12 protein-coding genes are annotated in these 11278 nt (G+C 62.0%); 3 read left to right on the forward strand and 9 right to left on the reverse strand.

Translation table 11 applies throughout. The features are described from left to right. Nucleotides 1-556: 556 nt before the first annotated feature. Complete coding sequence (locus F560_RS0105190; RefSeq protein ID WP_019004658.1) at nucleotides 557-1573, forward strand: LLM class flavin-dependent oxidoreductase; 1017 nt, start codon at nucleotides 557-559, stop codon at nucleotides 1571-1573. A gap of 62 nt (nucleotides 1574-1635) precedes the next feature. Here the strand turns inward: F560_RS0105190 and F560_RS22575 are convergent, their stop codons facing one another. Then, entirely contained in the window at nucleotides 1636-2367 is a 732-nt protein-coding gene (locus F560_RS22575; RefSeq protein WP_020621266.1) for an alpha/beta hydrolase family protein, read from the reverse strand. Beyond that, nucleotides 2360-3625 (reverse strand): M48 family metallopeptidase, encoded by a 1266-nt coding sequence (locus F560_RS0105200; protein WP_019004660.1) that lies wholly within the window; start codon nucleotides 3623-3625, stop codon nucleotides 2360-2362. The genes F560_RS22575 and F560_RS0105200 overlap by 8 nt, the downstream gene beginning before the upstream one ends. 135 nt (nucleotides 3626-3760) lie before the next feature. Between F560_RS0105200 and F560_RS0105205 the strand changes: the two genes are divergently transcribed. Beyond that, on the forward strand, nucleotides 3761-4765 hold the full coding sequence (locus F560_RS0105205; protein ID WP_019004661.1) for a CobW family GTP-binding protein: 1005 nt from the start codon (nucleotides 3761-3763) through the stop codon (nucleotides 4763-4765). Nucleotides 4766-5115: 350 nt separating this feature from the next. Further along, nucleotides 5116-5313, forward strand: a complete 198-nt coding sequence (locus F560_RS0105215) for a hypothetical protein (RefSeq protein WP_019004663.1) — start codon at nucleotides 5116-5118, stop codon at nucleotides 5311-5313. An 83-nt stretch (nucleotides 5314-5396) separates the two neighbouring features. Here the strand turns inward: F560_RS0105215 and thiD are convergent, their stop codons facing one another. The 7 genes from thiD to F560_RS0105250 all read right to left on the reverse strand — a co-directional run bounded on the left by thiD (nucleotide 5397) and on the right by F560_RS0105250 (nucleotide 11256). Then, entirely contained in the window at nucleotides 5397-6218 is an 822-nt protein-coding gene (thiD, locus tag F560_RS0105220; protein WP_033395854.1) for a bifunctional hydroxymethylpyrimidine kinase/phosphomethylpyrimidine kinase, read from the reverse strand. Nucleotides 6219-6249: 31 nt separating this feature from the next. After that, nucleotides 6250-7398 (reverse strand): glycine oxidase ThiO, encoded by a 1149-nt coding sequence (thiO, locus tag F560_RS0105225; RefSeq protein WP_019004665.1) that lies wholly within the window; start codon nucleotides 7396-7398, stop codon nucleotides 6250-6252. 28 nt (nucleotides 7399-7426) lie between these two features. After that, on the reverse strand, nucleotides 7427-8206 hold the full coding sequence (locus F560_RS0105230; protein ID WP_019004666.1) for a thiazole synthase: 780 nt from the start codon (nucleotides 8204-8206) through the stop codon (nucleotides 7427-7429). A gap of 5 nt (nucleotides 8207-8211) precedes the next feature. After that, nucleotides 8212-8409 carry a sulfur carrier protein ThiS gene (gene thiS / locus F560_RS0105235; RefSeq protein ID WP_019004667.1) on the reverse strand — a complete coding sequence of 66 codons (198 nt, stop codon included), beginning with the start codon at nucleotides 8407-8409 and terminating at the stop codon, nucleotides 8212-8214. Beyond that, nucleotides 8393-9037, reverse strand: a complete 645-nt coding sequence (thiE, locus tag F560_RS0105240) for a thiamine phosphate synthase (protein ID WP_019004668.1) — start codon at nucleotides 9035-9037, stop codon at nucleotides 8393-8395. The genes thiS and thiE overlap by 17 nt, the downstream gene beginning before the upstream one ends. A 76-nt stretch (nucleotides 9038-9113) precedes the next feature. Beyond that, nucleotides 9114-10127, reverse strand: coding sequence for a ThiF family adenylyltransferase (locus F560_RS0105245; RefSeq protein WP_019004669.1), 1014 nt, complete (start codon nucleotides 10125-10127; stop codon nucleotides 9114-9116). 97 nt (nucleotides 10128-10224) lie between these two features. Then, nucleotides 10225-11256 (reverse strand): ABC transporter substrate-binding protein, encoded by a 1032-nt coding sequence (locus F560_RS0105250; RefSeq protein WP_019004670.1) that lies wholly within the window; start codon nucleotides 11254-11256, stop codon nucleotides 10225-10227. Nucleotides 11257-11278 lie beyond the last annotated feature (22 nt).

An 11278-nucleotide genomic window follows, 5' to 3' on the forward strand; every position in this document is an offset into this window, starting at 1 on the left:
CGAACTTCAACCGCGACTTTTATTTTATCGTGTACAAGTTTGCTTTTTGCAAATTCTATATTATAGGAAACCTTTCTAAAGGTCCACCTGTCGCCTGCTTCCCGCAAACGCTTCCCGCCGATTTCTTCGCTCCCCGTCTTCTTCTGCAGTTGCTTAAAAAGCAACGATTTGGGCCGATCGCCGCTCCTTTGCCCACGCAGTTGTTTTTATAGCAATTAAAACCCCGGAACTCGGCATTTTCGTTTGAAAAGCGAAATTTAATTGCTTTTAAGGCACTTCAAACGCGGCACTCAGCAGAACAACCCGCTGCAATTGCTGAAATAGCAATTCTATGACGGGGCTGCCGCCTATCGGCCGGAGACGTGCCGCGGATCGGGACCGACCGATCCAGGCTTGCGTGCGCCGGAGAGACAAAGCCCGGCAAATCCCCTTTGCCGCCCCTGCATGCGAGCGTCGCCGCTCCGTCACGCGACAGGACAAGCCCGCCCGCGGCAGCGGCTTATTTGTGCTATAGTTAGGAAAAAAAGCATCGGCAACGCAAGAGGGGGATTCGCTCATGAAGCTTGGAATCTTGGATCAAGCCCCGGTCACCAAAGGCCGGCCGCCGAAGCTCGCCCTGGAGCAGGCGCTTAAGCTCGCCCAGGCCGGGGAGCGGCTCGGGTATGCCCGCTACTGGCTGGCCGAGCACCACCATCTCGGCGGGCTCGCGTGTTCGGCTCCCGAAATTATGCTGGGCTACATCGGCGCCCAAACGTCCACCATCCGCCTCGGAGCTGGCGCGATTCTGCTTCCCTATTACAGTCCGTACAAAGTCGCCGAGACGTTTCATATGCTGGCCTCGCTTTTTCCGAACCGAATCGATCTGGGCGTCGCAAGATCCCCGGGAGGGCCGGCGGAAGCGTCGATGGCGCTGTCGGACCGCTTTTTGGAACGGGTGTGGAAGCTTCCGGAATTATTCGAAGAGCTGCTGCGCTTTCTGGACCGCGATTTTCCCGCCGACCACCCTTACGCGTCTTTAGCCGCCGATCCGCTTCCGGCGATCCCTCCCGAGCCGTGGATTTTGGGAACGAGCGAGAAAAGCGCCATGCTGGCGGCCCAAAAGGGAGTGGCTTACGCCTACGGCCATTTCATGAACAGGGACAACGCGCACCGGGCGATCGACACGTATATCCGCCACTTTCAACCCGTCCGTTCGCTGCCGAAGCCGTACGTGCTGCTCGCCGTTTCGGCCGTGTGCGCGGATACGGCGGACAAGGCGCGCAAGACGGCTCTGAGCTCGTATATCTGGAGGCTGCAGACGGCGGACGGTTCCGGGAGCGACGGTCTCCCTTCTCCGGAGGAAGCGACGGCGTATGCGGCCGCCCGGAACCTCGATACGGCCGCCGGGTTGGACAAAGCGCTGGAGAAGACGATGATCGTCGGCTCTCCCGCCGAGGTCAAGCAGCGGCTGAACGCGCTGCAGGCCGCCTACCGGCCGGACGAGTTGATGATCCTTTCCTACGCGTACGACTTCGAAGACCGGCTCCGTTCGTACGAGCTGATCGCCCGGGCCATGCTGGGCGGTCAAACCTGAAGGCGTGCAAGCCTGAAAACCGCGCAAGCCTGAAGGCGCAATGCCTGAAAACGCGCAAACCTTCAGTCGACGGCAGCCGGCTGCAGCGCCGTTTTCAGCCACGAGCGGACCGCATCGAAGGTAATCTCCAGGTTGGAGCGGCCCTCGGCGTTGACGAACGGCTCCCGCTCGCGGAAATAATCCGCGTGTCCGCCGATGATCGGCAGCGCCCGGATATGCGCCGGAGCGTGCTTGTCCGCCGCCCAGAGCGGCCAACGCCGCGAGCCGGCCGTCCAGCCGCCGAAGGTGCCGAGCCGGCAGACCGGGTCAGCCGGCTTAAACGGACCCGCCGGCGAAGCCGGCTCCCCGCCCGCATACAGGTATAGCACCGAGCGGCGAAGGCTGTCGGGAATGCGGACGCGCGGGGAACCGATCATCACGACCGGGCAAGGATCGCCCCCTTCCAGCGCTAGCAGCCGCTCCGCCGCATGAAGGGCGGCCAGCCCTCCCCCGCTGTGGCCGATCAGGATCGTTTTTTCGCCTTGGCGCCGCTCCCGGGCAAGCAGGCTGCCCAGCGTCCGTCCGCCGCCGATGGAGCGGCCGCGGCGGCGGCGCATACCCGCCCTGATGTCGCGGCGGATCTCCCACAGCTGCCGCACCGCTCCCCGGGACCAGTCTCCGTACGGAAACAACAGCTCCGAATGGACCGTCCAGCCTTCTTCCTCCAGCCAAGCGTGCAGGACCGCGCGGAATCGCTCCATAAAATGCGGAGCCGTCCGGAAGCCGGCCAGCAAGTACAAGCCTATCTTATTCATGCCGACGTTCGAAGCGCTCAGCTTCGACGATCCTTTCCATATCGCTCGGATGGCTCGCCCGGAACCAGCGGACAAGCAGCGGCGGATTGACGTCGCTTAACGAGGCGACGGCCATTTTCTGATACATCGTGACCGCTCCTTCCGAACTTCCGACCAATTCCATCCCGTACCGGTCGGCTGCGGCTTCCGCCTGCCTCGATACCAGGTTGCTGACGGGCAGCGAAACGAAGGACATCACGGACAGCAACAGCAGCAGCAGCGGCAGCGCGGCGGGGTCCGCCGGTTTCCGGATGCCCAGCTCCTCTCCCCGGCGCCGGACGATGAACGTATACAAGCGGCCGCCCAGCCAGAGCATGACCAGCGAAGAGCCGATCGCGCCAAGCGCGCTCCATTCCAGGTGATGCATGACATAATGGCCCATCTCGTGTCCGACGATCAGCAAAATTTCCTGTTCGTCGAGCTTCTTCAACATCGTATCCCAAAGCACGATGCGAAGCGTGGAGCCGATGCCGTTGACGTAGGCGTTGATTGCGTTCGTTTTGGCCGACATGTCGACCTCGTACACCCGGTCCGCCGGGATGCCCGCTTTATCCGCAAGCGCCAAAATCTCGCTTTCCAGCCGCGCATCGGACAAACGGGAAAAATGGTTGTACAGCGGATCGATGACCACCGGCTGCACATACATCATAAAGATCGTAAACGGAATGGAAACGAGCCAAAGCTTCAGCCACCAGCGTCCCCCGCGCGAGAGGAACCAGAAAGCGACGGCGGCGACCGCCAGCATGATTGCATAGCCTACCGCAAAGTCGACGAGCCTGTCCCGAAGCCAGCCCGCAACCGGCTGCGTCGAAATGCCGTAGGCTTTCGAAACGGCAAAGCTGAATACCCGCAGCGGCAAATAAAGCAGAAACGAAGCGGCATCCACCATAAGCACGAAGACGGGAAACCGGATATACGGCGGAAGTCCGCTTCTCTCAAGCTTGTCCTTCCAGTTGCGGGCCGCGCCGCCAGCGAGCAAAACCAAATAAATCAACCATTCCCAGGGGCCGCTCATAAAGAAAATCCAGTTTCGGAGCGCATTTAACGTTTCGCTGGCCTGCAGCTTGTCCGCGCTGAAAAACACGGACGGATCGGCCGCCGTTCCCCGGTACGCTTCCGGCACCCGGTTGGGCGACGTATACCAGACATAAACGGCCATCGCTGCGGCATACAGGGCGACCATAGCGGCGCATTTCCAGATGACCGCTTTCGAACGCATAACGTTTTCTCCTTTGTTGGCAGACCGATTCTGCGCAGGCGGAGCCAAGCCTTTCCGCCAATCCGGAATGGAATATATATTGCCATGAATAATAAGTATATTATATCCAAAATTCAGACGGAGAGGAAAACGCGCATGCCGATTCCTGCATTTATTCTGAGCGGCTTTTTGGGAAGCGGCAAAACGACGCTGCTCATCCGGCTGCTTCAAGAGGTCAAGGCCAGGGGCGCAAGGCCCGGCATTTTAATGAACGAGCTGGGAAAACAGGACGTGGACGGCTTGGCGGTCAGCGGGCATACCGACGGGGCGATCGAGAAGCTGCTGGACGGCTGCGTCTGCTGCGACAAAAAAAGCGAGCTCGCGGAAGCGGTCCGGGCGCTGCTGCGCACCGGCCCCGACGTTCTGTTCGTCGAATTGACGGGCGTGGCCGATCCGCAGGAAATCGCGGACGTATTCGCGCATCCGGATTTGGCCGAACGGATCGACATCAAGCGGATCATTACCGTTTTGGACGCGGAATACACGCTCGATTACAACAATTTGTTTTTGTCCGATCGCCGGCTGATTCGAACGCTGCGCCGCCAGATCGAAGGCGCGGACCTTCTGGTCGTCAACAAGACGGATCTGGTCTCGCCCCGCAAATTAGCCAAAATCGAGCCCTTCGTGCGCAGGCATAACGGCCATGCGGAGCTTGTCCATGCCGTCCGCTGCGAAATCGGACTCGCCCCGCTGCTTGACGGCATCGCTCCCGCCGGCCTAAAGCCTTCCCGGGCCCATTTTCCCGTGCTGCACGGTCACTCCGGGCATTCGCCGGCAGCGGCGCATGACCATCGGCCTGCCGAATCCGGCTCGTATTCGCAGCTTCGCGCCGTAACGCTCACGTTGCCCGAAGAGCGCCGGTTGGCCCGGGAGCGGCTGGAAGAATTTCTGCAGCGCTGGGGCGGGCAGATCGTTCGCGCCAAAGGCTACGTCCGCCTCGAAGGCCACGCTTCCGTGCAATTTTTGCAATATGCCGGAAAGCGGATCGCCTGGGAGCCTGCTTCCTACCCCGGAACGCCGTATCTTGTCCTGATCGGTATAGATCTGAACGAGCGGCGGCTTGCGGCCGAATGGGCCGAACTGTGCCGGGCGGTATCCTGAGTCACCGGACGCGCAAATCTTTCGTAAACCATAAACGGTAACAAAACTGGCTGAGCAGCATGCTCATCACGACCCCGAGCGCAGCCGCCGCACCGCCTGGCCGAATTGGTGGCGCAGGGCCCCCAAATACGGGCAGCCCAGGGCGGAGCAGTACGATTTGATCGAATACGGGCTCAAGGATCACGTTCGGTTCGAAGCGAATCTGAAGTAACGCCCGAAACGAAAAGAACCTCCGATTCCCGCTCGCCGGGCCGGAGGTTCTCTTGTTTTGGTCACCGCTTATTGGATCGGTCATCCACATATAATAAACCCTGTAAATTCCTGCACGAAAAAGAGGTGCGTCACCGGCCATGACCTTGATCAAACATTTCGCGCTTGTCGTCCTTAACCTTGCGGGCGAGCTGTGGACCGGCTTGTTCAACCGAAGTCCCGATTTTTACGACAAACATTCCGTTACCAAAAGCAAAGCCGGATATGCCGTCTTCGTCACGCTCGCCGCTCTGGCCGCCGCCGGCATCGCCTTCTGGTTATCCGGGAAGATTTATTGATCGGCTTGCGATCCGGCCGCCGGGGCGGACGCCGAAGGGCGCCCGTTTTGGCGGCGGCGATTCAGACAAGGACAAGCAAGCGTTTAATGGTTCCGAGCCGCCGAGGACGCGCGGAGCCGGTACGCCCAATGGTTGGTCGGACCGTGGCCGCTGCCGATCCGGATGCCGTCTTCGATGGCCGCCTGGATAAACGCTTTGGCTTGCCGCGCGGCCGCTTCGACCTCAAGCCCGGAGGCGAGCCCGGCCGCCAGCGCGGCCGAAAACGTGCAGCCGGTGCCGTGCGTATTCGGCGTCGGGATTCGCGGGCCGGCCATTTCGATGAAATCCCGCCCGTCGAACAGGAGGTCGACCGCCTCCTCTCCCGGGTCGTGCCCGCCTTTGACGATCACGTACCGGGCGCCGAATCCGGCCAACCGCCTCGCCGCCTCCCGCTTGTCCGCTTGGCCGGAAATCTTCATGCCGGCCAGCTTTTCCGCTTCCGGAATATTGGGCGTGACGACCGCCGCCAGCGGCAGCAGCCGTTCCGTCAGCGCCCGGACGGCTTCCTCCCGCAGCAGCTCGGCGCCGCCTTTGGCGATCATGACCGGGTCGACGACGACGTTCGTCCAGCCGAACGACCGGATCGCCTCCGCCACGGCGGCGATGATCTCGCTGCTGAACAGCATGCCGGTCTTGAGCGCGTCGACGCCGATATCGCTCCCGACCGAACGGATTTGCTGGACGACCGCCTCCGCGCTGAGCGGATACACCGCCTGCACCCCGGTCGTATTTTGCGCCGTAATCGCCGTCAAGGCCGACATGCCGTAAACGCCCAGCTCCTGAAACGTCTTCAGGTCGGCCTGAATGCCGGCTCCTCCGCCGCTGTCCGATCCCGCGATCGTCAAGGCGCGGGCCGGACGCCGCATCTGTTCGTTCGCCACGATAACGATCCACTCCTCAAGAAAAATGTACGGAGGCCCGGCGTCCGAACCGGTCCGGCGAAAACGCCTCGTAAAGCGGCTCCAGCCGCTTGCCCTCCGCGCAATCGGCCGCAAGCTTGGCCGTAACCGGACTGAGCAGGATGCCGTTCCGGTAATGTCCGGCCGCGAAGATCACGCGCTCGTCGCCCTCCAGCGGCCCGATCAGCGGAAACCCGTCCTGCGTCGAAGGCCGCAAGCCGGCCCAGCGGTGGAACGGCTCCCGCGACTCGAGAAAAGGGAACAGCCGCTTGTTCCACTTCCGAAGGCGCTCGATGCCTTTTTCCGTAACGGTGCTGTCGAAGCCGGCCACATCCTCGGACGCGCCGCAAACAAGCGTGTTGTTCTCCTTTGCGACCACGTAGCCCTGGCTGCAGAACACCATGTGCTCCACCAGCCTTGCCCCGGTCGGCGCGCGATCGGCCTCGTAGGCGCAAATTTGCCCGCGGATCGGATACACGGGAATCCGGATGCCGAACGTTTCGGACAGCTCTCCGGCCCATGCCCCGGAGCAGACAAGGAGACGGTCTCCTTCGAACCGCCGGCCGTCCGCCGCGCGAAGCGAAATCCCGTTCCCCCGCTCCGCCACCGTCACCTTGCCCAGCCGTTCGGCAATGTCCACGCCGGCGTTCCGGCAGGCCTGCTCCAGCGCGCGCACGTAGTCCGGCGCGTACAAATGGCTTTCCTCCGGCGTATGCAGCGCCGCCAGCGCGTTCCGCGACAGCAGCGGTTCGAGCTTGAACAGCTCGTCGCCCTCCACGATTCTTCCGGTCGACCCGTACTTCCGCTGCCACAGCAGCCTGCCTTGCAGCGCCAGCATATCCGCCTCGTGATACGCGACATAAAGGCTGCCCGAATTCGTATATTCGAAATCCAGGCCGGAGAGCCTTTTCACTTCCGCCTGCCACTCGGGATACAAGCGCAAGCTCCGCAAACAAAGCTGGAAAAAAGCGTCCGGTCCGTCCGTATTCTCGCTAAATGGAGCCAGCATGCCGGCAGCGGCGCCGGAAGCCTGGCCGCCGCAGCGGTTCGCCTCCAGCACCGTCACCCGGCGTCCGCGTCGCGCGAGCTCAAGCGCGCACGACAACCCGATGACGCCGCCGCCCATGATCAGAATGCGCTCGCTCATCCCGTTTTCACTCCCCGTCCTTCTGTCGTTAGGTCAGCTTAAATTCGTCCAGTCCGCTGCTGGCGGTAGCGTACCGCTTCTTCTCGATCCTTCCGGACAAGTAGGAGAGCCGCCCCGCTTCGATGGCAAGCTTCATCGCTTTGGCCATGCCGACCGGGTCCTTCGCTTTGGCGACCGGCGTATTCATGAGCACGCCCGCCACCCCCAGCTCCATCGCCTTGGCGACATCGCTGGCGGAGCCGAGGCCGGCGTCGACGATAATCGGCACCGTCGCTTCCTCCACGATCAGGCTCAGATTGTACGGATTGAGAATGCCGAGACCCGTGCCGATCGGCGCGGCTCCCGGCATGACCGCCGCCGCGCCCGCTTCTTCGAGCCGCTTGCAGATCACCGGATCGTCCGACGTGTACGGAAGCACGGTAAACCCTTCCTTGACGAGAATCTCCGTCGCCTTGAGCGTCTCGACCGGGTCCGGCAGCAGCGTGCGCTCGTTCACGCTGATTTCCACCTTGATCCAGTCGCTGAGCCCGGAAGCGCGCGCCAGCCTGGCGATGCGGACCGCTTCCTCGGCGGTTCTCGCCCCCGACGTGTTCGGCAGGTAAATAAAGTCCCCGTCCTGCACATGCTGCAAAATCGAATCGTCCTCGGGCGATTCCAGGTTGATGCGCCGGATGGCGAAGGTCAGCACCTCCGCTCCCGACGCCTTGATCGCTTCCTTCTGAACAAGCGGGTTGGGAAACAGTCCGGTCCCGAGAAAAAAGCGGGACGACAGCGTGCGGCCGCCAATGCGCAGAACATCCGATATCATCCGCGTCATCCCCCTCCCACGAAATGCACGATCTCGATCTTCATGCCCGGGCGCACCACCGTATCGGCCCATTGCGGCGCCGTCAGCACCTCGCCGTCCGCTTCCACGACAACCGGCCGGCCCGCCAGGCCGTAATGGTCGATAACGTCCTGAATCGTCCGCGCTTCCAGGCTCGCCGTCCGGCCGTTAATCACCAGTTCCATACGCCTTCCTCCCCTGTTCCAGCTTGCGGAGGAACGCCTGGCACGTCCCTCTGACGTCCCGGCTTCCCACAATCTCGCTGACGGCGCAAATCCGCGTCGCTCCCGCCCGGATGACTTCGTCCACATTGTGCAGCTTAATGCCGCCGATCGCGACGAACGGGATGCGGATGCGCTGCGCCACCTCGCGCACATACGACACCGTAACCGGGGCGACCACATCCTCTTTCGTCTTCGTCGGAAACACGGGGCCGACGCCGATATAATCCGCGCCCTGCCGCTCCGCCAGCAGCGCTTCTTCGATCGCGTGCGTGGAGATGCCGATAATTTTGTCGCCGACGATTTTTCTCGCTTCCGGCAGCGGCATATCGCCTTGGCCGAGATGAACCCCGTCGGCGTCCGCCTCGAGCGCGATATCGATATGGTCGTTGACAATGAAGGTGACGCCGTGCCGCCGCGTCAGCTCGCGCAGCGCTTTCGCCTTGCGCAGCAGCTCGTCCTTGCCGCTCTTCTTGTCGCGCAGCTGAATGATGTCGACGCCGCCCAAGATCGCCTCTTCCATCACTTCGATCAAATCCCGGCCCGGATGAAACTGCTCGCCGGTAATGGCGTACAAACGAAAATCCTTCATCTGTCCTGGCCTCCTCCCCTGGAATTCAAGCTCTCCCGCTCCCTCCTGCCCGCTTCGGGGGCTGACGGCGCGCCGTTTACAGTCCGATGTAACGGGCGTAAAGCGTTCTTGCGCGGGCGAAATCGTCCGTGCCCTGCACCAGCACGCGGCCGTCGGGGAACAGCACAAGCCGCTCCCCCTCCGGCAATTCCGCTCTGAGCAGATACGGATTGGCCTTGATCTTCACTGCCGCAGGCTCGAGCCTTTGCCGCCACCGTTCGAGATCAAGCGGCCCTTTGCCCGCGATTTGCACCGATCCCCGCCCGCACAGGGAAATCATCTCATCCTGCTCTTTCGGATTGAGAGCGGGATATTCCTTGCGCCCGCAGCACGGACAGTCGGGGACCGGTTGGCCCAGCTTCATCTCGAAATAATGATTGTCCCACAGGTCGAACGTAACGAGGCTGCGCCGCCGCTTCTCATGCGCGCCGACCAGATACTTCAGCGCTTCCGCCGCCTGATAGGAGGCGACGATATCGACGACCGGCGCGATGACGCCGACCGTATCGCACGTCTCGCCGCCCGAATCGGCCGCCGGGATCAGGCACCGCAGACACGGCGTCGAGCCCGGCACGAACATCGCGCTCATCCCCCGGGCGCTGACCGCGCCGCCGTACGCAAACGGGATGCCCAGCTTGAAGCAGACGTCGTTCAGCAGGTAGCGCGTCTGAAAGTTGTCCGTCCCGTCCAGCACGAGATCGATGCCCTCCAGCAGCTCCTCGGCGTTATGCGCCGTCACGTCGGCCACGACCGCTTCCAGCCGAACGTCCGAGTTGATCCGGCGGAGCTTCTTCTCGGCCGCGACCGCTTTCGGATAGCCGCTTGCGACGTCGTCTTCGTCGTAGAGCATTTGCCGCTGCAAATTGCTCATCTCCACGTAATCGCGGTCGACAAACCGCACCAGTCCCACGCCCGCTCTCACCATATGGCTTGCGAGCACGGTGCCCAGCGCCCCCATCCCGACGATGCAGACCGCGCTTTGCGACAGCTTCCGCTGCCCCGCTTCGCCGATCGGCGCAAACCGCATTTGCCTCGAGTAGCGTTCCTCCATGCGCCGCCCCCCTTTTTGCCGTGAGATATGCCGTTAAATTTGCCGTTATTACCGTATTCCCGTTATTGCCGATTTTTCCGTTAGGCCATTCTTGCCGTTATAATTGAACGAACGCTTCTTCGGGTTTGACGTCTTTTTTCAACTGGCCGTGCTGCTTGAGCCAATCGATGACGGCTTTCCACGAATCCGCGGACTGCGCGCCGAACGGCTCCTCGCCCGCATCCATCAACGGCAGCAGGATGTCCAGGCTTTGCTTTTCGATGTCCGGGTCCAGCGGAAAGTCCTTGCTTTCCTTCTTCAGCAGCAGGTCAAGCGCCTCGTCCGGATGGCTCGCCGTATATTGCTGTCCCTTGGCGGCCGCGTCCAAAAATTTCTTGATCGCCTCGCGCTTGTTCGCAAGGCCTTCCTCGCTGGCGGTCAGCACCAGCTCGTAATAGTCGGGCACGCCGTAGTCCGCCGGATCGAAAGATTGCAGCTTGACGCCTTCCTTTTCGATCAGCAGCTTTTCGTGGTTGACGTAGCCGCCGATAATCGCATCCACCCGGCCCGTCGTCATGGCCGGAATCAGGTCCCAGCCGATGTCCACGAACGTCAGCTTGGACGGGTCGCCGCCTTCGGACTCGACCATCGTGCGGACGATCGACTCGTCAAGCGGAATCGAAGGGTACCCGATCTTTTTGCCGACCAGGTCCTTCGGGCTTTGCACGCCCGACGTCTCCAGCGCAAACAGCCGATTGAGCGGATGTCTGACGATCGAGGCGACCGAAACGATCGGGATGTCCTCCGAACGGGAGATCGCCACCTGCATCTGGTAGCTGATCGCCAAATCGGCTTTGCCCGCGGCCACCAGCTTCAGCGCGTCGTTCGTGTCCGCCGGCGTCTGCAAGTTGACCTTAAGCCCCGCTTCTTCAAAATATCCCTGCTCCTCGGCCGCGAACAAAAACGAATGGACGGCGTTCGGATACCAATCGAGCAGAACGGTCAGTTCCGTCGGCTCGCCCGCGCCGGCCGCCGTTTCGGAGGCGGAACCCGCGGGCTTGCCTCCGCTGCCGCAGCCGGACAGAACAACCAGCGCCGCCGCCAGAACGGCGGACAGCCAAACCTTTTTTTGCCGAAGTCGGATTTTCATCGCCTAGATCCCCCTGTATCCT

It is taken from the genome of Cohnella laeviribosi DSM 21336 (assembly GCF_000378425.1).
GTDB classification, from domain to species: domain Bacteria; phylum Bacillota; class Bacilli; order Paenibacillales; family Paenibacillaceae; genus Cohnella; species Cohnella laeviribosi.